The 22,093-nt window shown below is 72.0% G+C and carries 22 protein-coding genes and 1 tRNA gene; 10 read left to right on the top strand and 13 right to left on the bottom strand.

Annotation, left to right across the window (positions count from 1 at the left end; translation table 11 throughout):
* The first annotated feature begins 82 nt into the window (after positions 1-82).
* From N538_RS26365 to N538_RS0119645, 5 genes are all read left to right on the top strand, one after another.
* Positions 83-751, top strand: a complete 669-nt coding sequence (locus N538_RS26365) for a mismatch-specific DNA-glycosylase (protein WP_081790594.1) — start codon at positions 83-85, stop codon at positions 749-751.
* Positions 748-1,458, top strand: coding sequence for an SDR family NAD(P)-dependent oxidoreductase (locus tag N538_RS0119660; protein ID WP_028638717.1), 711 nt, complete (start codon positions 748-750; stop codon positions 1,456-1,458). Before N538_RS26365 ends, N538_RS0119660 begins: the two co-directional genes overlap by 4 nt.
* Positions 1,459-1,562: 104 nt before the next feature.
* Complete coding sequence (locus N538_RS0119655; protein ID WP_028638716.1) at positions 1,563-2,750, top strand: CE1758 family FMN-dependent luciferase-like monooxygenase; 1,188 nt, start codon at positions 1,563-1,565, stop codon at positions 2,748-2,750.
* The gene (locus tag N538_RS26360; RefSeq protein ID WP_036571339.1) at positions 2,750-3,220 is read left to right on the top strand and encodes a MarR family winged helix-turn-helix transcriptional regulator; all 471 of its coding nucleotides are present in this window, start codon (positions 2,750-2,752) and stop codon (positions 3,218-3,220) included. Before N538_RS0119655 ends, N538_RS26360 begins: the two co-directional genes overlap by 1 nt.
* Positions 3,217-3,918, top strand: a complete 702-nt coding sequence (locus N538_RS0119645) for a CE1759 family FMN reductase (RefSeq protein ID WP_051549458.1) — start codon at positions 3,217-3,219, stop codon at positions 3,916-3,918. Before N538_RS26360 ends, N538_RS0119645 begins: the two co-directional genes overlap by 4 nt.
* A gap of 108 nt (positions 3,919-4,026) precedes the next feature.
* On the opposite strand, the gene N538_RS0119640 is transcribed toward N538_RS0119645, so the two are convergent.
* Positions 4,027-4,102, bottom strand: a tRNA-Thr gene (locus N538_RS0119640).
* A 109-nt stretch (positions 4,103-4,211) separates the two neighbouring features.
* Positions 4,212-4,394, bottom strand: a complete 183-nt coding sequence (locus N538_RS0119635) for a hypothetical protein (protein ID WP_028638714.1) — start codon at positions 4,392-4,394, stop codon at positions 4,212-4,214.
* Between the two features lie 102 nt (positions 4,395-4,496).
* On the opposite strand from N538_RS0119635, the gene N538_RS0119630 reads away from it, so the two are divergent.
* Both N538_RS0119630 and N538_RS0119625 read left to right on the top strand, forming a co-directional pair.
* Positions 4,497-5,456: a LysR family transcriptional regulator gene (locus N538_RS0119630; protein WP_231496278.1), complete on the top strand. Its 960-nt coding sequence runs from the start codon at positions 4,497-4,499 to the stop codon at positions 5,454-5,456.
* Positions 5,453-5,848 carry a limonene-1,2-epoxide hydrolase family protein gene (locus N538_RS0119625; RefSeq protein WP_028638712.1) on the top strand — a complete coding sequence of 132 codons (396 nt, stop codon included), beginning with the start codon at positions 5,453-5,455 and terminating at the stop codon, positions 5,846-5,848. Before N538_RS0119630 ends, N538_RS0119625 begins: the two co-directional genes overlap by 4 nt.
* A gap of 12 nt (positions 5,849-5,860) precedes the next feature.
* On the opposite strand, the gene N538_RS0119620 is transcribed toward N538_RS0119625, so the two are convergent.
* From N538_RS0119620 to N538_RS0119595, 6 genes are all read right to left on the bottom strand, one after another.
* Positions 5,861-7,402: an alpha/beta hydrolase gene (locus N538_RS0119620; RefSeq protein WP_028638711.1), complete on the bottom strand. Its 1,542-nt coding sequence runs from the start codon at positions 7,400-7,402 to the stop codon at positions 5,861-5,863.
* Complete coding sequence (locus tag N538_RS0119615; RefSeq protein WP_028638710.1) at positions 7,399-8,553, bottom strand: DNA polymerase III subunit delta'; 1,155 nt, start codon at positions 8,551-8,553, stop codon at positions 7,399-7,401. The genes N538_RS0119620 and N538_RS0119615 overlap by 4 nt, the downstream gene beginning before the upstream one ends.
* Complete coding sequence (gene tmk, locus N538_RS0119610; protein WP_028638709.1) at positions 8,550-9,203, bottom strand: dTMP kinase; 654 nt, start codon at positions 9,201-9,203, stop codon at positions 8,550-8,552. Before tmk ends, N538_RS0119615 begins: the two co-directional genes overlap by 4 nt.
* A 58-nt stretch (positions 9,204-9,261) precedes the next feature.
* The gene (locus N538_RS29555) at positions 9,262-9,390 is read right to left on the bottom strand and encodes a hypothetical protein (RefSeq protein ID WP_269320362.1); all 129 of its coding nucleotides are present in this window, start codon (positions 9,388-9,390) and stop codon (positions 9,262-9,264) included.
* 67 nt (positions 9,391-9,457) lie between these two features.
* Positions 9,458-12,142, bottom strand: coding sequence for a type I DNA topoisomerase (gene topA, locus N538_RS0119600; RefSeq protein ID WP_028638708.1), 2,685 nt, complete (start codon positions 12,140-12,142; stop codon positions 9,458-9,460).
* An 85-nt stretch (positions 12,143-12,227) separates the two neighbouring features.
* Entirely contained in the window at positions 12,228-13,691 is a 1,464-nt protein-coding gene (locus N538_RS0119595) for a DUF7059 domain-containing protein (RefSeq protein WP_028638707.1), read from the bottom strand.
* Between the two features lie 79 nt (positions 13,692-13,770).
* On the opposite strand from N538_RS0119595, the gene N538_RS0119590 reads away from it, so the two are divergent.
* Positions 13,771-15,315: an Ig-like domain repeat protein gene (locus N538_RS0119590; protein WP_028638706.1), complete on the top strand. Its 1,545-nt coding sequence runs from the start codon at positions 13,771-13,773 to the stop codon at positions 15,313-15,315.
* 63 nt (positions 15,316-15,378) lie between these two features.
* On the opposite strand, the gene N538_RS0119585 is transcribed toward N538_RS0119590, so the two are convergent.
* Together N538_RS0119585 and N538_RS0119580 are read right to left on the bottom strand one after the other, a co-directional pair.
* Complete coding sequence (locus N538_RS0119585) at positions 15,379-17,745, bottom strand: sodium-translocating pyrophosphatase (RefSeq protein ID WP_028638705.1); 2,367 nt, start codon at positions 17,743-17,745, stop codon at positions 15,379-15,381.
* Between the two features lie 175 nt (positions 17,746-17,920).
* Positions 17,921-18,259, bottom strand: a complete 339-nt coding sequence (locus N538_RS0119580; RefSeq protein WP_028638704.1) for an STAS domain-containing protein — start codon at positions 18,257-18,259, stop codon at positions 17,921-17,923.
* A 211-nt stretch (positions 18,260-18,470) separates the two neighbouring features.
* Between N538_RS0119580 and N538_RS0119575 the strand changes: the two genes are divergently transcribed.
* Together N538_RS0119575 and N538_RS0119570 are read left to right on the top strand one after the other, a co-directional pair.
* On the top strand, positions 18,471-20,798 hold the full coding sequence (locus N538_RS0119575) for a DEAD/DEAH box helicase (protein ID WP_081790626.1): 2,328 nt from the start codon (positions 18,471-18,473) through the stop codon (positions 20,796-20,798).
* A gap of 9 nt (positions 20,799-20,807) precedes the next feature.
* The gene (locus N538_RS0119570) at positions 20,808-21,110 is read left to right on the top strand and encodes a hypothetical protein (RefSeq protein ID WP_028638702.1); all 303 of its coding nucleotides are present in this window, start codon (positions 20,808-20,810) and stop codon (positions 21,108-21,110) included.
* Here N538_RS0119570 and N538_RS0119565 read toward each other — a convergent pair whose 3' ends face one another.
* From N538_RS0119565 to N538_RS0119555, 3 genes are read right to left on the bottom strand one after another with little or no spacing between them, the layout of a single operon-like run.
* Positions 21,111-21,449: an Rv3654c family TadE-like protein gene (locus N538_RS0119565; RefSeq protein WP_028638701.1), complete on the bottom strand. Its 339-nt coding sequence runs from the start codon at positions 21,447-21,449 to the stop codon at positions 21,111-21,113.
* A complete protein-coding gene (locus N538_RS0119560; RefSeq protein WP_028638700.1) occupies positions 21,446-21,817 on the bottom strand; it encodes a TadE family type IV pilus minor pilin in 372 nt (123 codons plus the stop codon). Before N538_RS0119560 ends, N538_RS0119565 begins: the two co-directional genes overlap by 4 nt.
* Entirely contained in the window at positions 21,814-22,017 is a 204-nt protein-coding gene (locus N538_RS0119555) for a DUF4244 domain-containing protein (protein WP_028638699.1), read from the bottom strand. The genes N538_RS0119560 and N538_RS0119555 overlap by 4 nt, the downstream gene beginning before the upstream one ends.
* Positions 22,018-22,093 lie beyond the last annotated feature (76 nt).

The raw sequence follows: 22,093 nt of genomic DNA, 5'->3' as shown, positions 1-22,093 counted from the left end.
CGGCCCGCGAAGGCGCGCGGTCGACGGGCACGTGGAGACCAGCGCCCGACACGCTCGTGGCGGGCGATCGTAGAGTGCACGGATGCGCTTCACCCGCGCCGAGCTCGCCGCGTTCCGGGGTCACACGCTGCCCGACCTGTACGGGTCGGACACTCGCGTGCTGTTCGTCGGTATCAATCCCGGCCTTCGCTCGGTAGCGGTCCAGGCGCACTTCGGCGGCGGAAGCAACCGCTTCTTCCCGGCGCTCCATCGCGCGGGGATCGTCGACCGGCGGATCGACGCCTCCGAGGGGTTGCTGGCGCAGGACCGCGCGCGACTGCTCGAGCGGGGCGTCGGCATCACCTCCATCGTCCCCGCAGCGTCGGCCCGTGCCGACGAGCTCACCGCGGCGGAGCTCGTCGCGGGAGCGGTGGCGCTCGCCGAACGGATCGAACGCATCGCGCCGGCCACGGTCGCGGTCCTCGGCATCACCGCCTACCGGACCGCGTTCGGCAATCCGGACGCGCGCCCGGGACTGCAGCGCGACCGGCTCGGCGACGTCCCGGTCTGGGTGGTCCCGAACCCGAGCGGCCTGAACCGGCACGCGAGCCTGGACGACCTCGCGCGCGCCTACGGCGAGGTAGCCGTAGCCGGCGGCATCGTGCTCTTCCCGACGCCCCCTCCCCCGACTGTGGCTGCACCGGACGCAGCGAAGGGCGGCGTCGCAGCGGGCCGGACCGCCGGGTCGACCGGACGCAGGGAGTGTCCATGAACGCCCCTCGGGTGGCCGCCATCACCGGCGCCTCTCACGGCATCGGTGCGGCGCTGGTCGATGCCTACCTCGACCTCGGCTACGCCGTGGTCGCGAACTCCCGCTCCATCGCCCCGCAGTCGACGGCCACCCTGGAGACCGTGGCCGGCGACGTCGGCGACCCCGCTCTCGCGCGCGACGTCGTGGACGCGGCGATGGGGCGGTTCGGGCGGCTCGACACGCTGGTGAACAACGCCGGCATCTTCATCGCCGGGCCCTTCGAGGACATCACCGACGAGGACTACCGGACGGTGATGCGGACCAACGTCGACGGGTTCTTCCACCTGACCCGGGCCGCAGTCGTCCAGATGCTGGCGCAGGGAGCAGGCGGTCACGTCGTCAACCTGACCAGCACCCTCGTGGAGAGCGCCTCGTCTGCGGTGCCGTCGGCGCTGACCGCGTTGAGCAAGGGCGGCATCGCGGCGGCCACCAGGTCCCTCGCGATCGAGTACGCCGGACACGGCATCCGGGTGAACGCGGTCTCGCTCGGCGTCATCGAGACCTCGACGTTCTCCGCCGAGACCCATCAGCTCCTCGACCGGCAGCACCCGATCGGCACGACCGGTCGGATCACCGACGTCACGCGGGGCGTCGTCTACCTCGAGCAGTCCCCCTTCGTGACCGGGGAGATCCTCCACATCGACGGCGGCCAGAGCGCCGGTCACTGACGCGGCGCAACGCCGTCGCGCCAGCGCCCGGAATAGATGCGCAGTCATGTTGTTCAACTGCATGCACAGTCAAGCATCTTGCTGACGCGCGGGAGGAGCACATCATGCAGTTCGGCATCTTCAGCGTGGGCGACATCGCCCCGGAGCCGGGCACCGGCTACACCCAGAGCGAGGCCGAGCGGATCCGCAACATCGTCGCGGTCGCCCAGCGCGCCGACGACGTCGGCCTGGACGTCTTCGCGCTCGGCGAGCACCACAACCCGCCGTTCGTACCGTCCTCGCCCACCACGCTTCTCGCCTACATCGCGGCCCTGACCCAGCGGATCATGCTGAGCACGTCGGTCACGCTGATGACCACCAATGACCCGGTCAAGGTGGCCGAGGACTACGCGATGCTGCAGCACGTCGCGCAGGGCCGGCTCGACCTGATGGTCGGGCGCGGGAACACCGTGCCGGTCTACCCGTGGTTCGGCAAGGACATCCGGCAGGGCGTCGCGCTGGCGCTGGAGAACTACAACCTGCTGCACCGGCTGTGGCGCGAGGACGTCGTCGACTGGGAGGGCCGGTTCCGGACTCCGCTGCAGGGCTTCACCTCGACGCCGCGGCCGCTGGACGACGTGCCCCCGTTCGTCTGGCACGGGTCGATCCGGACCCCGGAGATCGCCGAGCAGGCTGCGTTCTACGGCAACGGCTTCTTCGCCAACCACGTGCTGGCACCGCACTTCCACTTCAAGCCTCTGGTCGACCTGTACCGGCGCCGGTTCGGGCACTACGGTCACGGAACCGCCGCGCAGGCGATCGTCGGGCTCGGCGGGATGTCCTTCATCGCGAAGAACTCCCAGGACGCGGTGCGCCAGTTCAAGCCCTACTTCGAGAACTACCCGGTCTTCCGCGGCTCCCGCCTCGAGGACCACATGGCCGCCACACCGCTCACGGTGGGCAGCCCGCAGCAGGTCATCGACAAGGTGATGACGTTCCAGGAGGGCTTCGGCGACTACCAGCGGCAGCTGTTCGCGGTCGACGGACTCTCGCTCCCGGTCGCCGTCGCCTTGGAGCAGGTCGAGCTGCTCGGCACCGAGGTGGTCCCGGTGCTGCGACGGGAGCTGGCGGCCCGACGCGCCCCCGACGTCCCCGAGGCCCCCACGCACGCGTCCCTCGTGAGCGCCAAGTACGGCGACGCCCAGCCGCGGCAGCCGCGCCCGAACCCGAACCGGGGCGACAACCTGTCCGGCACCTCGCCGTACCAGGACAGCGACGCGGGCGTCGAGGCCCGGTTCCCGGAGGTCGTGTGATGGACGCTCGACAGATCCGGCTCGCCAACCAGGCCTGGGAGGCGATGTTCCGCGCCCAGTCGACCCTCGCGCTCGAGTTCGAGCGGGAGGGCGACTGGGGCGATCTCCTCCCGCGCGAGTACGGCGTCCTCTACGCGCTGGCCAGCGCCCGGAACGGCCTGCGCATGACGGAGCTCTGCGACGACGTCCTGCTGACCCAGGCAGGCATCTCGCGGCTGGTCGCCCGGCTGGAGCGCCGCGGCCTGGTCGAGCGCAGCAACGACCCCCACGACGCCCGCGCCTACCGCATCCGGCTCACGGCCGCCGGCACCGAGACACAGCGCCGGCTGGGACGAGCACACGCTCGCCAGGTCACCGAAGCGATGACCCGGGCACTGGACGCCGACCAGCTCGCCACCCTGCTGGAACTCAGCACCGCGCTGCTGGCCGCGGCCGACGCCAGTCACGAACCCCAGAGGAACCGCACGTGAACGCCACCACCACCCCAGCCGCCCCGCCGAGCCCCGTCGCTGTTGTCGTGGTCAGCGCGGGCGTCAGCACCCCCTCGTCGACCAGGCTGCTGGCCGACCGGATCGCCCAGCGAGCCGTCGACACCCTCCGGGCATCCGGCACGCCTGTCACGGTGAGCGTCATCGACCTGGCCCCGATCGCGGTCGACATCGCCCGCTCCCTGGTAGCCGGATTCCCGACCGAGGCTGTCCAGGAAGCCCTCGACCTGCTCGCCAAGGCAGACGCGATCGTGGCCAGCGCGCCGGTCTACAAGGCCGGGATCAGCGGTCTGTTCAAGTCCTTCGCCGACCTGATCGACAACGACCTGCTCATCGCCAAGCCCGTCGTCCTGGCTGCGACCGGGGGCTCCCCGCGACACGCAATGGTCGTCGACGAACAGCTGCGACCGCTGTTCGCCTTCCTTCGGGCCATCCCGACGCCTACGTCCGTCTACGCAGCGCCCGAGGACTGGGGCGCGAGCGACCTGGGCAATCGGATCGCTCGTGCGGCCACCGAGCTCACGCTCCTGGTCCGCAGCGACGTCGCACGGGCGATAGCCGACGAGAACTGGGCTGGTCACCAGCACCAGTTCGGCGGGAACGCGAGCCGCGCGGAACGCTCTGACGCCGATGTCGACTTCGACACCGACCTCATGCGCCTGGCCACCGGAGGCGGCTGAGCAGCAGCGTGACCTCGTGGGCAGCTGGATCCGCGCCTGCGCACGGAGCCCGCGCCTAGCGCACGAGCCCGAGCCGCTCGGCAGGACGACCCGGGGTCATCCACGAGTTGGAGCCGCCTGTCGGAATCGAACCGACGACCTATTCATTACGAGTGAATCGCTCTACCGACTGAGCTAAGGCGGCGCACTGCCCGGAGTCCGGAGTGGTCCGGTCCGGGCAACCCGAGGAAGTATACGGACGCCGGTCCGGTGCGCGAAAACGGCATCGGGACCGGCGTCCGGGCGGTTCTGGCTCAGGCCGCGAGCGTGACCTTCTCGGTCGACGCCTTCCTGCGGCCGGTGAGCATCGTCTGGCCGGCGCCGCACGCGCAGGTGAAGCTCACGACGATGCCGTGGTCGGTGTTGGCCACGCCGGTGATCTGGCTCGGGAAGATCAGCTGGCGCTGGGCGCAGGCGGTGCAGTGGTGGTCGAACATGGTGACCTCCCTCGAGGACAGCGGACGGGTACCCCTCCATGGTCCGTCAGTAGAAGACAAAGGGATAGCCTTGCTTTCCTTCACAAAATCTAGGATATGCCTATGCCTTCGCCGATGCTCTCGCTGCATCAGCTCACCTGCTTCCTGGCCACCTACGAGCACGGGTCGTTGACCGCCGCCGCCGAGGAGCTGGGGTACGCCCAGCCGTCGGTGTCCGAGCAGATCCGGTCCCTGGAGAAGTCGCTCGGCGTCCAGCTCTTCCGCCGGGTGGGCCGCGGTGTCGTCCCGACGACGGTGGCCGACACGCTGCGCCCGCACGCGGAGAAGGTGCTGGCCGCGGTGCGCGAGGCCCAGGACGCCGCACGCAGCGCGAAGTCGCTGGAGACCGGCACCATCCGGTTCGGCATGTTCGGCATCGCCCGCCTGTACGCCGGGGCGGGGCTGATCGCCGACGTCCTCGCGCGCTACCCCGGGGTGCGGGTCGAGCTGATCGGCCAGAACTCCACCGAGGTCGCCGAGGAGCTGCGTCGCGGCCGGCTCGAGGCGGCGATGCTCGCCGTCTCGACGATCGCGAGCGAGGGGCTGACGATCACGCCCGTCGCCCGCGAGGAGCTCGTGTACGTGAGCGCGGACCCGGCCAACCTGACGGGGCCGGTCACGGCGAGCCGGCTGGCCCAGAGCTCGCTGGTCATGTCGGAGACCACGTTCCGCGCCACCGACTCGACCCGCCAGACCCTGCGCCAGATGCTGCACGCCACCGGTCGCAACCCGCAGACCCGGATCGAGGTCGAGGACATCGAGACCGCGGTCGAGCTGGTGGGACTGGGGTACGCCGACACGATCGTCCCGCGGGGCGCGGCCCGCCAGCTGCTGCCCCGGCTGGCCCCGAAGGCCGGCTGGGTCCCGCTCCGGCCCCGCCAGTACGACACGTTCGCGATCGTGCACCGCGCCGGGGCGACCCTGTCCCCCGCCGCCGAGCTGATGATCGAGCTCGCGACCAGGCGCATCCAGGCGATCGCCGAGCCGATCCGTCCCCGGGGCGGCGCTACGGTCGAAGCATGAACACCTCGACACCGGACCTCGTCGTACGCAGCTTCCTCGAGCACCTCGCGCGGAAGGAGACCGATGCCGCCCTCGCGCTCCTCGACGACGCGGTGGTGTGGCGCAACACCGGACTGCCGGCGTTCCAGGGCGAACGCGTGCGGACGATGCTGCGCGACATGGAGAGCCGCGGCATCGGCTTCGACGTCCGGTGGAAGCACGTCGCCGCGGACGGTGACGTGGTGCTCACCGACCGCACCGACGTGATCAGCGCCGGGCCGTGGAAGACGTCGTTCGGCGTCCGCGGGACCTTCGAGGTGCGCGACGGGAAGATCGTGCTGTGGGACGACTCATTCAGCTGGCTGGAGCTGGTCGGCTCGGGCGTGCTCGGCCTGGCCAGGATGCTGCGCTGAGAGCGGCGAGCATCAGCAGCTGAGGCCGTCCTCCGGAACGGTGCCGTCGACCAGGTAGTCCTCGACCGCGGTGTCGACACAGGTGTTGCCGGCGTTGTAGCCGGTGTGGCCGTCGCCGTCGCGGCTCACCAGCACCGCGGAGTCCAGCTGGTCGGCGAGGTGGACGGCCCATTCGTACGGCGTGGCCGGGTCCCGGGTCGTGCCGACGACGACGATCGGCGCCGCACCCTTCGCGTCGATCCTCCGGTCGTGCTCGGTGGCCTGCACCCGGATGCCGTCGCACGTCGTCAGCCCCCAGGCGAACACGCGGCCGAACGTCGGGGATGCCTTCTCGAAGTCCGCCCGGTTGGCCGGCACCTCGCTCGCGGCGATCGCGTAGGGGTCGTCGAGGCAGTTGATCGCGTACAGCGCCTCGGTGCTGTTGTCGGTGTAGCCGTCGGCACCGCGCGAGTTGTAGAGGTCGGAGAAGCGCAGCAGCAGCGTGCCGTCCCCGCTGAAGGCCTGCTGCAGCGCCTGGTCGAGGTACTGCCAGTAGTCGCGGTTGTAGAGGGGCAGCACGACGCCGTAGAACGCGTTGCCGACCTCCAGCTGGCGGTCGCCGTCGTCGGTCGGCAGCGGGCTCGCGTCGACCGAGTCGAGAAGTCCCCTGATCCTCGCCAGCCCGTCCTCGAGCGAGGCGCCGAGGAAGCAGTCGCCCCGGTCGACGCAGTCGGAGACGTACGCGCGGAGCGCGGTCTCGAAGCCGGCGGCCTGCTCGAGGCTCAGCTGCCGGGAGCTGATCGAGAGGTCGACCGCGCCGTCGAGCACCAGCCGGCCGACCCGGTCGGGGAACAGGTCGGCGTACGTCGCGCCGAGCTTGGTGCCGTACGACGCGCCGAAGTAGGCCATCCGGGACTCGCCCAGGGCAGCTCGCAGCACGTCCATGTCGCGAGCCGCCTCGACCGTGGTGACGTGGGCGGCGAGCTCGCCGGAGCGCTCCTCGCAGCCGCGGCCGAGCTCGTCGACCCAGTGCAGGTACTGCACGGTCTCGGCGTAGGTGTCCGGGTCCGGGTCCTCGGCGACGTACTGGTCGAGCTCGCCGTCGCTGAGGCAGTCGACCGGGTCGCTGCCGCTGGTGCCGCGCGGGTCGAAGCCGACGACGTCGTACACGTCGAGGATCGGCTGCCGGAAGACCGACGAGGCGTTGGCGGCGTAGTCCGTGCCGGACGCACCCGGGCCACCCGGGTTCACCACGAGCGAGCCGATCCGGTGCCCCGGGTCCGCGGCCGGCACCATCAGCAGCGCGAGGCCGATCGTGTCGCCGTCCGGGTGGTGGTAGTCCAGCGGCACGGTCAGCGTCGAGCACAAGTCCCCGTCCCGGCACTGCGACCAGGACAGCTGCTGGGTGTAGTACGGCGCGAGCGCGGCCTCCGGCGGCCGCTGCGCACCGGGCTCCGGAGCGGTGGTCGGGACCGCGGTCGCCGAGCCGCGGTCACCGACCTCCACGATCGCCGTCACCACGCCGGCGCCCAACACCAGCGCGATCACGACGAGCGCGACGACCAGCCGCCTCACCTGGTCCGGGCCTCGGGAGCGACGAGCGCCACCATCATCGACTCGAGGGCCAGCGCGGGCTGCACGTTGAACTCGAGCATCTGCTCGCGGGCCTCGAAGATCGCGGAGATCCGCCGGAGGTTGGTCTCCGGCGGCGACACCCGCGCGAGGAGCTCGACGTCCGCGCGGATCTCCTCGTTGACGAGCTGGCCGGGTGCGCCGGCGGAGACCGCGATCGCGTCCCGGTAGACCGACACGAGGTCCATCAGGCCGCGGTCGACGACGTCGAGCTGGCGGCGCTTGGCGCGCCGCTTCTGGTCCTGCTCGAGGTCACGCAGGGCGGGGGCGTACTCGCGGGGCCGGCGGCCGCGCTCGACCACGCCGTACGCCGTGTCGAGCTGGGACTTCTCGCGGGCGTCGAGCTCGACCGTGATCGCGTCGGCCTCCTCCTTGGCGACCTCGGTCAGCCGGGACGCGGCCTGCATGCAGCGACCGAGCGAGGTCAGCTGCGCGGGGATCGCCACCACCTCGCGGCGCCGGTTGCGGGTCTCGTCGTCGCGGGCCAGCGCGCGGGCACGACCGATGTGGCCCTGGCTGGCGCGCGCGGCGTACGACGCGAGCGCGCCGTCGACACCGTCGGTGCGGACCAGGAAGTCCGCGACGTCGTCGGCGGTCGGCGTGGTCAGCGAGACCAGCCGGCAGCGCGAGCGGATCGTGGGCAGCACGTCCTCGACCGTGGGCGTGCAGAGCATCCACACGGTCCGCTCCGCCGGCTCCTCGATGGCCTTCAGCAGCGCGTTGAACGCCGGCTCCGTGACGCGGTCGGCGTCCTCGACGATCACGATCTGCCAGCGCCTGCCCACCGGCGCGAGCGCGGAGCGGCGGACCAGGTCGCGCACCTCCTTGATGCCGATCGACAGGCCCTCGGTGCGGACCGTGCTGACATCGGCGTGCGAGCCGGCGAGCACCGTGTGGCAGGCGTGGCAGGTGCCGCACCCGGGCGGGTCCTGCTCACACTGGAGCGCAGCGGCGAACGCGACCGCGGCGTTCGAGCGCCCCGACCCCGGAGGGCCGGTGAAGAGGAAGGCGTGGCTCATCCCGTGGCCCGAGGCGGCGGCCTTCAACGCCTCGATCACCTTCGGCTGGCCGACCAGCCCGTCCCAGACGGTCACCGCCTGACCGCCTGGGCCAGCAGGGGTACGACGGCCTTCCGGACCTGGGCGGTGATCTCGTCGAGGTCGGCCCGGGCGTCGAGCACGAGGTAGTGGTCGGGGTCGGCGTCCGCCATCCGCAGGAAGCTCTCCCGGACCCGCTGGTGGAACTCCAGCGACTCGCCCTCGATCCGGTCCCGCTCCTCGAAGCGGCCCAGCCCGTGCGCGGGCTCGAGGTCGAGCACCACGGTCAGGTGCGGCCGCAGGTCGTGGGTCGCCCACCGCGCGACCTGCTCGACCTCGTCGAGCGCGAGCGCCCGGCCGGTGCCCTGGTAGGCCAGCATCGAGTCGACGTACCGGTCGGTGATGACGACCTCGCCGCGGTCCAGTGCCGGCTGCACGACGGAGTCGACGTGCTCGGACTTGTCGGCGGCGTAGAGCAGCGCCTCGGTGCGGTCGGAGATCTCCCCGGTCTCGGGGCTGAGCACGATGGTCCGGAGCTTGCGCCCGACCTCGGTGTCACCGGGCTCGAAGGTCAGCAGGGCGACGTAGCCCTCCTCCTCCAGCCAGGTGGCGAGGCGCTCGGACTGGGTGGACTTGCCCGAGCCGTCGCCGCCCTCGAAGCACACGAACACGCCGGTGTCGGCGTACACCCCGGGTCCCGTGCTCACGCGGAGAACCTACGGGGCACCGCCGACGGATTCCACCGCGGGTCGGCCGGCCGCCGGCTCAGCGGACCAGGCTGGGGGCGGAGTCGCCGTTCTGCGGGTCGATCTGGTCGGTGTGGTCGCCCTCGACCTGCGCGATCACCAGGTACGCCGCGACGACCAGCACGATGATGCCGAGGACCACGAGCAACAGGAGGCGCCTACGACCCTCAGCTGAATCGACCATGCCCCGGGGTACCCATCGGCGCGGCCGGCACTCACGACTTCTTGGCGGCAGCCTTCGTGGTCTTCTTGGTGGCCTTCTTCGCGGTCTTCCGGGCCGGACTCTTCTTCGCGGTCTTCTTCGCCGCCTTCTTGGCGGGGCCCTTGGCTCGACGCTCGGCCAGCAGCTCGGCCGCGCGCTCGAGCGTGATCGCGTCGACCGAGTCGTCCTTGCGGAGGGTCGCGTTGTACTCGCCGTCGGTGACGTACTCGCCGAACCGGCCGGCCTTGACCACGACCGGTTGCTTCGAGACGGGGTCGACGCCGAGCTCCTTGAGCGGCGCGGCGGCCGCGGCGCGCCCGCGCTGCTTCGGCTGGGCGTAGATCCGCAGCGCCTCGTCGAGGCCGATGGTGAGCAGCTGGTCCTCGGACGCCAGGGAGCGGGAGTCGGTGCCCTTCTTCAGGTAGGGCCCGTAGCGGCCGTTCTGCGCGGTGATCTCCTCGCCGTCCTCGGCGGTGCCGACCACGCGGGGCAGGGAGAGCAGCTTCAACGCGTCGTCGAGCGTGATCGTGTCGAGCGACATCGACTTGAACAGCGAGCCGGTGCGCGGCCGGGCGCTCTTGGGCGCATCCTCCGGCAGTACCTCGGTGACGTACGGCCCGAACCGGCCGTTCTTCGCCACGATCTCCAGGCCGGACTCCGGGTGCACCCCGAGCTGGATCTCCTCGCCGGCCGGGTTGGCCAGCAGCTCCTTGGCCTTGGCGACCGTGAGCTCGTCCGGCGGCAGGTCGTCGGGCACGTTGGCGCGGACGGCGTACGGCGTGCCCTCGTCGTCGGGACCCTCGAGATACGGACCGTAGCGGCCGACCCGCAGGTGGATGCCGGAGTCCGCGTCGCCGATCGGGAAGGTCGCCAGCTCACGGGCATCGATGTCACCGAGCCCGTCGACCAGCGGCTTGAGACCGGTCACGGTGTCCGAGCCGTAGTAGAACTCGGCGAGCTCGGTGTTGCGGTCCTTGCGGCCGCCGGCGATCTCGTCGAGCACGTCCTCCATGCCCGCGGTGAACTCGTAGGACACCTGCCGCGGGAAGTGCTCCTCGAGCAGCCGGGTCACCGAGAACGCCAGCCACGCCGGCACCAGCGCGGTGCCCTTCTTGTAGACGTAGCCGCGGTTGAGGATGGTGCCGATGATGGAGGCGTACGTCGAGGGCCGGCCGATCTCCCGGTCCTCGAGCTCCTTGATCAGCGTGGCCTCGGTGTAGCGCGACGGCGGCTTGGTCTCGTGGCCGCTCGCGGTGATCGAGGCGGCGTTGACGGCGTCGCCCTCGACGAGGTTCGGCAGCCGGGTCTCGGCGTCGTCCTTCTGGGCGCCCTCGTCGGTGCCCTCGACGTACGCCTTGAGGAACCCGTGGAAGGTGATGACCCGGCCGGTCGCGGAGAACACCACGTCCTCGCCGGACGCCGCGGCGCCGCCGATCCGGATCGAGACGGACTGGCCTACCGCGTCCTTCATCTGCGAGGCGACGGTCCGCATCCAGATCAGCTCGTAGAGCCGGAACTGCTCGCCGGTGAGGCCGGTCTGCGCGGGCGTCCGGAAGCTGTCACCGGCGGGCCGGATCGCCTCGTGCGCCTCCTGCGCGTTCTTGACCTTGCTGGCGTAGACCCGCGGGGCGTCGGGCAGGTACTCGGCGCCGTACAGCTCCCGGACCTGCGCGCGGGCCGCGCCGACCGCGCCGCCGGAGAGGGTGGTGGAGTCGGTACGCATGTAGGTGATGAAGCCGTTCTCGTACAGCCGCTGCGCGACCGACATCGTCACCGAGGCGCTCATGCCGAGCTTGCGGCTGGCCTCCTGCTGGAGCGTGGTGGTGCGGAACGGTGCGTACGGCGAGCGCCGGTAGGGCTTCGCCTCGACCGAGCGGACGTCGAAGGTCGTGTCCTGGAGGGCCGCCGCCAGCGCCTCCGCGCGGGCCCGGTCGAGGTGCACGACGTTCGCGTTCGCCTTGAGCACGCCGTCCTGGCCGAAGTCCGAGCCGCGCGCGACCCGCACCTCGTCGACGGAGTGCAGCTTGGCGGGGAACATCCGCTGGTCGTGCGCGGCGCCGGCGTCGAAGGTGCCCTCGAGGTCCCAGTACGACGCGAGGCGGAACTGCATCCGCTCGCGCTCCCGGTCGACGACCAGCCGGGTGGCCACCGACTGCACACGGCCGGCGGAGAGGCCGGACATGACCTTCTTCCAGAGGACCGGGCTGACCTCGTAGCCGTAGAGGCGGTCCAGGATGCGGCGCGCCTCCTGGGCCTCGACGAGGTCCATGTCGAGCTCGCGGGGGTTCTCCGCGGCGGCGAGGATCGCGGGCTTGGTGATCTCGTGGAAGACCATCCGCTTGACCGGGATGTTCTTGGGCTTGAGCTCGTCGAGCAGGTGCCAGGCGATCGCCTCGCCCTCGCGGTCCTCATCGGTCGCGAGGTAGAGCTCGTCGGCGTCCTTGAGCAGCGACTTCAGCTTGGAGATGTGGGACTTCTTGTCCCGCGGCACCACGTAGTAGGGCTCGAAGCCGTTGTCGACGTCGACCGCCAGGCGGCCCCACGGCTTGTCCTTGATCTTCGACGGGGTGTCGGCGGCGCTGTTCGGGAGGTCGCGGATGTGGCCGATGGAGGACTCGACGACGTACCCCTGGCCGAGGTACCCGCCGATCGTGCGGGCCTTCGCCGGGGATTCGACGATCACCAACTTGTGGGCCACTGGTCCTCTGTCTCCTGGGGTGTTTTCTGACGTACGGCTGGACACGGTAGCGCGAACCGCGCGAAAGCCATTCCCGGGCGGCCGCTCAGCGAGCGGTGAGGAACCCCTCGGCGACCAGCTCGCGGGCCACCGGCAGGTAGCGCTCCCGGGTCCCGGCGGGGTCGAGGCCGAGCAGCTGCGCGATCGCGTCGAGGATCTGGCCGACGGTGAGCTCGCCGTCGCACGCGCCCACCAGCGCCGCCTCCACCGTGTCCGCCCGGCGGGCCCGCCGGAAGCCGCGTTGCTGGCGCAACAGCACCGTCTCCGGGTCCTCGGCGCCCGGCGGCCCCAGCGTCTCCTGGCGCACGTCGGTGCGCGCGATCAGCCGCGCGTCGAGGTCGACCGGGGTGGCGGCGGCCCGGGCCCAGTCGCGGATCGCGGGCGCGATCGGCTGCTCGACGTCGTACGGCCACTCCAGGAGCTCGCGCCCCGAGGAGCCCGTGCGGTGCAGGTTGATCCAGCCGAAGCCGACGGCCTCGATGCGCTGCTCCTCGAACCAGGACAGCCAGGTGTCGTAGCGGACCAGGTAGTCCACCGAGCCGTGCAGGCCGGCGTCCTTGAGCCAGAGCTCCACGTACGCCGCGGGGTCGACCACCTCGCGCTGCACGACGTAGGCGTCGGTGCCCTCGGGGACCCAGCCGGCGAGCCGCTCGTCCCACGGGACGCCCCGGGCGATCACCCAGTTGGCGAGCACCTGGCACCAGCCGCCGTCGGCGAGGTGGTCCGGGGCGCCCCGCACGATGTCCTCGACGACCCGGTCGCCCGGCAGCCCCGAGTCTCGGTAGACGAGGCGCTCGTCGGTCGCCGGCGAGATCACGAACGGCGGGTTGGTGGCGATCAGGTCGAACCGCTCGCCGGCCACCGGCTCGAAGAACGAGCCCTCACGGAAGTCGACGGCCGCGGGCACCTCGTTGAGCGCGGCGTTGAACCGGGCCAGCCACAGCGCCCGCCGGTTGACGTCGGTGGCGACCACGGTCGCGCTGTGCCCGGCCAGGTGCAGGGCCTGGACCCCGCAACCCGTGCCGAGGTCCAGGGAGCGCTCGACCGGGTCGCGAATGGTCAGCTGGGCCAGTGACGTCGACGCCGAGCTGATCCCGAGCACGTGGTCGGGACCGACCCTGCTGGCGCCCCCGTCCAGCCCGGGAGTCAGGTCGCTGGCCACCCACAGGTGCTGGTCGTCGGCGGCGTACGGCCGCACGTCCAGCAGGGCCGCGACCTCGCCGACGGCCCGCTCGAGGAAGCCCTCGGCCACCAGCTGGTCGACCAGCCCGGGCAGGGCTCGTTGGGCGGCGGCGAGCTCGACGGGCGCCTGCAGGAGGAACAGCCGGATCAGCGTCTCGAGCGGCCAGCCCCCCGTCGTACGGCGGAGACCGGGCGTCGTCTCGTTGCGCGCCAGCGCGGCCTGCGCGACCGGGCCCAGCACCTCGGCGACGCCGTCGTAGGTGAAGCCGGCCATCACCAGAGCCGCGCGCAGGCGACGCGGCAGCTCCGAGATCGACGGCGCACTCACGGGGCGACACTAGACCGCGTTCCTGAGCGATGGTCCAGACCGCAGATTGGGGAGCCCCTGTGACGGGCATCACGCGGCCATGCTTCGGTTCTCACGCGCCCTCGGCGCCCTGCTCGTGTCCGTCCTGATCGCCACCGGCCTCGCCGTCGGCCTGGCCGGCCCGTCCTCCGCCCGCGCACTCTGCGACGGGCGCAGCACGGGCGGCTCCCTCGACGGCACCGGTTCCGTCGGCGACCTCCTGAGCGCGGACCTTCCGACGTGGGACCTCGGCCTGGTGAGCAGCTCGGTCTCGTGGCTGCGCAACGGCACCACGTTCCGGAGCGGTGGGACGTCGTACACGCCGGTGGACTCCGACGCCGGCCAGGTGATCCAGGTGCAGCAGGCGGTCACGCTGCTCGGGGCCATCGGCTGCACGTGGACCAGCAACGCGGTCCCGGTGATCGGCCCGGCCGGTCCGGGTGACCCCGGGGACCCCGGGGACCCCGGTGACACGATCCTCACGCTCGTCGGCGGGCTCGGCCTGCCCGCGTCCGCCGAGGTGGGACAGCTGATCGCGCTGACCGACCCGGTGTGGAGCCTGCCCGGCGTGACCACGTCGTACCAGTGGCTCCGCGACGGAGCGCCGATCCCGGGCGCGACCGGCCAGACCTACGTGCCCGGCCTCGAGGACGCCGGTCACGCGATCTCGGCGCAGGTCACCGGCGCGCTGCTCGGCGTGCCCGGCCTCACCGTGGTGACGGATGCCCTGAACATCCCGCTCGCCACCGGCACCCAGGTCAGCCCGACCGGCGACGTCACGATCGGCGGCGCCCGGAAGGTCGGGACCACGCTGACGCTGTCCGGGCCCACCTGGGACCCGAGCGATGCGACCAGCAAGTACCAGTGGCTCCGCGACGACGCCCCGATCGCGGGCGCCACGGCCGCCACGTACGCACTGGCGGCAGCGGACTTCGGTCACGCGGTGTCGGTGACGGTGACCGGTCACAAGGACGGGTTCACGGACAACACGATCACCAGCGACCCGGTCCAGCCGCTGATCGGCGACGCGATCCAGTTCGTGATGAAGCCGCGGGTCACCGGCACCGGCGCTGTGGGCAAGCTGCTCACCGCCGACCCCGGCCAGTGGACCGGCGGCACCGAGGGCTCCGGGCCGCCGTCGTACACCTACCAGTGGCTGCGCGCCGGGACCGCCATCAGCGGCGCTGTGGCGCAGACCTACCAGGTGGACAAGGCGGACGTGGGCAAGGACCTCACGGTCCTGGTGACCGCGACCCGGCCGGCGTACAAGGCCGGGAAGTTCACCACCGCGCCGGTGCACGTCGCGAAGCTCGCGTCGCGGCTGTCCGCCTCGCTCGCGAGGAAGACGGTCGACAAGGGCAAGGCAGCGGTCCTGAAGCTGGTGCTCAAGGTGCCGGGCATGGGCTCGCCCACCGGCGGCGTGAAGGTCTACGACGGCAGGAAGCTGCTGAAGAAGGCGGCGTTCGCGAAGGGCAGGCACGGCAGGCTGGTCGTCAAACTGACCGGGCTGAAGCCGGGCGCGCACAAGCTCAAGGCCGTGTACGCCGGGTCCGCGACCGTGGCGGGCGCCGCGTCGAAGGTCGTGAAGCTGACGGTCCGCAGATGAGCTGACCCGCCCGAGGGATCCTCGGGCGGGCCAGGTTGTCTCGTCAGCCGGTGCTCGGGCCGATCAGTGCTGCGTCGGCGCCTCGAACTGCTGGGTGGGCGCCGGGTCGCTCGGCGGAGCGGCCTGGACCGGCGGCGGGGGCGGCGGCGGGACGGCCTGGCCGGCCTCGTCGTCTCCCATCGAGACCGTGCGCCGCTTCGAGATGTAGACCGCCACGACGATGCCGGCGAACGCGACGAGCGCGATCACGATCCGCAGCGGGTCGTTCTCGTCCGCTCCGACCGACAGCTTCACGACCGCGGCGACGATCAGCAGCGAGACCAGGTTCATCACCTTGAGCAGCGGGTTGAGCGACGGACCGGCGGTGTCCTTGAACGGGTCGCCGACCGTGTCACCGATGACCGTCGCGGCGTGGGCCTCCGAGCCCTTGCCGCCGTGGTTGCCGTCCTCGACCAGCTTCTTCGCGTTGTCCCACGCGCCACCGGCGTTCGCGAGGAAGACCGCCATCAGCGTGCCGGTCACGATCGCACCGACCAGGAACCCGGCCAGCGGCCCCACGCCGAGGCCGAAGCCGACGGCGATCGGGGCCAGGATGGCCAGCAGGCCGGGCGTGGCGAGCTCGCGGAGCGAGTCGCGGGTGACGATGTCGACGACCTTGCCGTACTCCGGACGGCCGGTGCCCTCCATGATCCCGGGGATCTCGCGGAACTGGCGGCGCACCTCGAACACGACCGCGCCGGCGGCCCGGCCGACGGCATTGATCGCGAGGCCGGAGAACAGGAACACCACGCTCGCGCCGAGCAGCGCGCCCACGATGAGCTTGGCGTCGTACACCAGGAAGTCGCCGAGCACGTCGCCGACGCCGCCGCCGGCTTCCTGGACGGACTCGAACGCCGACTGGGTGTAGGAGGCGAACAGGGCGCTCGCCGCCAGCACGGCGGTCGCGATCGCGATGCCCTTGGTGATGGCCTTCGTGGTGTTGCCGACCGCGTCGAGCTCCGTGAGGATCTGCGCACCGCGCTCGTCGACGTCGCCGGACATCTCCGCGATGCCCTGCGCGTTGTCGGAGACCGGGCCGAAGGTGTCCATCGCGACGATGACGCCGACCGTCGTCAGCAGGCCGCAGCCCGCCAGGGAGACCGCGAACAGCGCGAGGCCGGTCGAGCCGCCCGCGAGCAGTGCGGCACCGAACACGGCGGCGCCGATCACGCCGGCGGTGTAGACGGCCGACTCGAAGCCGACGGAGAGGCCGGACAGGATCACCGTGGCGGCGCCGGTGAGGGACATCTTACCGACGTCCTTGACCGGGCGGTAGTCGGTGCCGGTGAAGTAGCCGGTCAGCGCCAGGATGGCGGCGGCCAGCACGATGCCGATGACGACGGCGCCGGCGGCGAAGACGCCCGGACCGATGTCCGCGGCCTGGCCGGAGGCGTTGTCCAGGTCGTTCCAGTCGGTGGGCAGGTAGACCAGCGCGAGCACGATGCTCGCGACCGCTCCGATCGCCGCGGAGACGTAGAAGGCACGGTTGATCGTGACGAGGCCGTTCTCGCCCTCGCGCGGCTTGCACAGGTAGACGCCCGCGACCGCGGTCAGTGCGCCGATGGCCGGGATCAGCAGCGGGAACACCAGGCCCTGGTCGCCGAACGCCTGCGACCCGAGGATCAGCGCCGCGACCAGCGTGACGGCGTACGACTCGAAGAGGTCCGCGGCCATGCCGGCGCAATCGCCCACGTTGTCGCCGACGTTGTCCGCGATGGTGGCGGCGTTGCGCGGGTCGTCCTCGGGGATGTTGTTCTCGACCTTGCCGACCAGGTCGGCACCGACGTCGGCGGCCTTGGTGAAGATGCCGCCGCCCACGCGCATGAACATCGCGAGCAGCGCGGCGCCGAAGCCGAAGCCCTCGAGCACGTGCGGCGCGTGCTCCTGGAACAGGATCACCACGATGCTCGCGCCGAGCAGGCCGAGGCCGACGGTGAGCATGCCGACCATGGCACCCGTGCGGAAGCCGATGTTCATCGCGGTCTCGCGGCCCGACTCCTGCGCGGCGGCGGCGACCCGGAGGTTCGCCTTCACCGCGAGCGACATGCCGAGGTAGCCGACGGAGGCCGAGAAGCCGGCGCCGACCAGGAAGAACACCGAGCGGAAGATCCGGACCGTGGCGTCGTCGGCTGGCAGCGCGAGCAGCAGGACGAACGCGATCGCGGCGAAGACCGCGAGCGTGCGGAACTGCCGCTGCAGGAAGGCGTTCGCACCTTCCTGCACCGCCTGGGCGATGTTCTTCATGTTGTCGGTGCCTTCACCGGCGGCAAGTACTTCCTGGCGGAACATCGCCGCCATCGCGAGCGCGCCCAGCGCGATCAGTGCGACGACGATGACCAGGACGAGATTGCCTCCGGAGACTTCGACGACAGCGGGAGCGATCCCCGTCATGCGCTTCCTCCTGGAAGAGATGGAGTGATGCAGATCTCACGGACGCGCCGGAGTCTACGCATGGCACGCCCCGGGTGGGCACCGGGATGTGACCCGACCCACACAAGGGGTCCGGTGACGGGGGAGAAATGCGCAACGGGCCCGTCGTCAGGTGACGACGGGCCCGTTGCGGAGGTCAGTTGCCGGCCAGCGCCGCGTCGGCGGAGTCGTGGATCACGAAGACCTTCGCGAGCCCGGTGATGCGGAAGATCTTGAGCAGCCGGTCCTGGTTGCAGACGAGCTGGAGCGAGCCGTCGTGCGCGCGCACCTTCTTCAGGCCGCCCACGAGGACGCCGAGGCCGGTGGAGTCGAGGAACTCGACCTCCTCCATGTCGATGACGATGTCGTAGACACCGCTCGCGACGAGCTCGGTGATCTTGTCGCGCAGCTTCGGGGCCGTGTAGACGTCGATCTCGCCCCCGACGGCAACGATGGTCTTGCCACCGGCGTCGCGCGTCGTCAGAGTCAGGTCCACCTATGTCTCCCCGGTCCTACTGGTCAGGTCGCCGGAGGCGTCGCGGCGTGAACCCCGACATCCGGCCTGCACAATGAAACCACGCCCGCGCCCTTGTGTGCACAAGTAGTGGACAGTCGGGCCGGTCGCGCCGCTCCCGGGAACCTCTCCACCGACTGCCCATGGGCTGCCCGCGGGCCGGCCTGTCGGTGCCGTGGCGGACAATGGCGAGGTGACTTCGGCGCTCGGATCCCGACCCCTCGGCGTGGCCGGCGTGGTCGAGCGGCTCGCCGCCGTACCCGGCCGCGAGGACCGGCTGCGCCACCTCGAGGTGCTGCCGGCACGCCCCGCCCGACACGCCGAGTGGCCGGACTGGGCGGCCCCGGACGTGGTCGCGGCGTTCTCGGCACGCGGGGTCTCCCGCCCCTGGGAGCACCAGGCGGCCGCGGCGGACGCGGCGCACCACGGTCAGCACGTCGTGATGGCGACCGGCACCGCGTCCGGGAAGAGCCTCGGCTACCAGCTGCCCGCGCTGTCGGCCGTGCGTGGCTCGCGCGGCGCCCGGGGCCAGCGCGGCGCGACCGTCCTGTACCTCGCACCCACCAAGGCACTCGCCCAGGACCAGCTCGCCGGGATCTCCGCCCTCGGCCTCGACGTCCGGGTCACCACCCACGACGGGGACAGCAGCCGCGACCAGCGGGACTGGGCACGCGACCACGCCGAGTACATCCTGACCAACCCCGACATGCTGCACCGGTCGCTGCTCCCCGGACACGCGCGCTGGACGTCCTTCCTCGGCTCGCTCCAGTACGTCGTCGTCGACGAGTGCCACCACTACCGCGGCGTCTTCGGGGCGCACGTCTCGCACGTCCTGCGCCGGCTGCGCCGGGTCTGCGCGATGTACGGCGCGGCCCCGACGTTCGTCCTCGCGTCGGCGACGGTCGCCGACCCGGAGGTGTTCGCGCACCGGCTGACCGGCCTCGACGTGCTCGCGGTGACCGACGACGCCTCGCCGCGCGGCGAGGTGTCCCTGGTGCTCTGGGAGCCGCCGTTCACGTCCTTCACCGGCGAGAACGGCGCCCCCGTGCGCCGGGCGGCGTCGTCGGAGACCGCCGACCTGCTCGCGGACCTGGTCGCGGAGGACATCCGCACCCTCGCCTTCATCCGCTCGCGTCGCGGTGCCGAGCAGGTCGCGATGACCGCCGCCGAGCTGCTCGCCGAGGTCGACCCTTCGCTGCCCGGCCGGGTGGCGTCGTACCGCGGCGGCTACCTGCCCGAGGAGCGCCGCTCGATCGAGGAGGCACTGCGCCGCGGCGAGCTGACGGGGCTGGCCGCGACCAACGCACTCGAGCTCGGCATCGACATCAGCGGCCTCGACGCCGTCCTGATGGCGGGCTTCCCCGGCACCCGTGCCGCGCTGTGGCAGCAGGTCGGCCGCGCCGGCCGGGGCGCGCAGGATGCGCTCGGCGTGCTGGTCGCGCGTGACGACCCGCTGGACACCTACCTGGTCAGCCACCCCGACGCCTTGCTCGGCGCCCCGGTCGAGGCGACCGTGTTCGACCCGTCGAACGCCTACGTCCTCGGCCCGCACCTGTGCGCGGCCGCGTACGAGGCACCGCTCACCGAGGCCGACCTGCCGTTGTTCGGCCCGACCGCCGCTGAGGTGGTGGACGCGCTGACCGAGGGCGGGCTGCTGCGCCGCCGGCCCCGCGGCTGGTTCTGGACCGACCGCCGCCGGGCCAGCGACCTCGCCGACATCCGGTCGACCGGCGGCTCGCCCGTCCAGCTGGTGGAGGCGGAGACCGGACGCGTGATCGGCACCGTCGACGCCTCGAGCGCGCACGGCACCGCCCATGCCGGCGCCGTCTACGTGCACCGCGGCGAGACCTGGCTGGTGCGCTCGCTCGACCTCGAGGAGCACGTGGCGGTCATCGAGCGGGCGGATCCGAGCTACTCGACCAGTGCCCGCGAGGTCACCGACATCGCGATCGTGCGCGAGCGGGAGTACGCCTCGTGGGGGGACTGCCGGCTCTCCTTCGGCGAGGTCGACGTCACCCACCAGGTGGTGTCGTTCCTCAAGCGCCGCCAGCCCGGCGGTGACGTGCTGGGCGAGGAGCCGCTGGACCTGCCGGAGCGGTCCCTGCGCACCACGGCCGTGTGGTGGACCGTCCCCGACGACGCCCTGGCCGAGGGCGGGCTCACGGGCCGCGACCTGCCCGGCGCCGCACACGCCGCCGAGCACTGCTCGATCGGGCTGCTGCCGCTGTTCGCCACGTGCGACCGGTGGGACATCGGCGGTGTCTCGACCGCGGTGCACCCCGACACCGGACGGCTCACCGTGTTCGTCTACGACGGGCACCCGGGTGGTGCCGGGTTCGCCGAGCGCGGCTTCGGGGCCGCCCGGGCATGGCTGACCGCGACCCGCGACACGATCCTCTCGTGCGCCTGCGACGAGGGCTGCCCGTCGTGCATCCAGTCCCCCAAGTGCGGCAACCAGAACAACCCGCTCGACAAGGCCGGCGCGGCCGCCCTCCTCGACGTGCTCCTCGGCGGGCCGTAGGGTCCGGCCATGGTCGTCCTCGGATTGCTGCTGATGGGTGTCGGTGCGGTCGCCGTCGTGGGCGCGCTGTTCACCGCCGACGGCTCGACCGAGCTGTTCGGCGTGGACCTCAGTGCGACGGCGATGTTCTTCGTCGGCCTCGGCGCCGGCCTCGCGATCGTGTGGGGCTTCGGGTTCTCCAAGTGGGGCACCAAGCGCACCCTCCGCCAGCGCCGCGAGAGCAAGCAGCTCAACGAGCTCCACGAGAAGCTCGAGCGACGCGAGGCCGAGGAGCGCAAGGACGAGCAGGACCGCGAGGAGCGCTCCTTCTAGTCAGGCGGGCCCGGCGCGGGCGTCGGCGGAGAGGTCGGCGACCTGGCCGAGCCAGTGCGGGCCGCCCACCGTCACCGTCACCGTGGCGTCGCGGCCGACCAGGTCGCAGGCGACCAGCCGGGCGTCGTTCGCCGCCGCGACCACCGCTCCGGCGGAGCACGGGTCGCGGCCGGTGCCGACCGCATCGGCGACCGCGAGCGCCGCGAGGTCGGCCGCCGACTGCGCGGCCCGGTGGGCGCGGACCATCGCCGTGACGACGCCGAGCGCGGCGCCGAGCAGGATCAACACCGCCAGGCACGCGACCGCGAACAGGGTGGCCGATCCCCGCTCGCCCCTCACGGCGACGAGTCCTCCACGGCCGCCACCGCCTGGGCGCTGACGGTGACACCGGGCAGCCGTCCGAACAGCCCGCCCGGGCCGGAGACCCGGCCCACGACGACGGCGGTCACCTGGTCGCCGTCGTCGTGGACGCTGACCCGGCTGCCCTCCGGGGCGACCCGCTCGCCACGGGCCACGGCCTCGGCCACCGCGTCACCCCGGGCGGCCGCGCGGGCGGTCTCCCGGGCGGCGTCGACGGCGCGGACCTGCGCGGCGCCGACCGCGAGCAGCCAGACCAGGCCGAGGGTGACCGCGATCAGCAGCGGCAGCACCATCGCCAGCTCGGCGGTCGCGGCGCCCCGGTCGGAGTGCCGGGCCGGCCGGGTCATCCGATGCCCAGCAGCCCGAGCACGTGATCGAACAGGGTCTTGAGGAGCTGGTCACCGAACCCGCCGGTCAGCAGCTTGTAGAGCAGGCCGGCGAGCCCCGCGCCGGCTGCGGTGCCGACGGCGTACTCCGCGGTGGTGATGCCGCATTGCTCGCGACGGCTGCGGCGGTTGTGACGGTGGTGGCGAAGGGGGTGGGTCATCTGGGTCTCCGATCCCGACCGCTCGGTGCGGCCGACGGGTCGACCCTCCGCGATCGCGGGGACCGTTCGCCCTGGT

This window comes from Nocardioides sp. URHA0032 (assembly GCF_000620645.1).
In the GTDB taxonomy this organism is placed as follows: domain Bacteria; phylum Actinomycetota; class Actinomycetes; order Propionibacteriales; family Nocardioidaceae; genus Nocardioides.
This window is presented reverse-complemented; position numbering and strand designations above follow the sequence as displayed.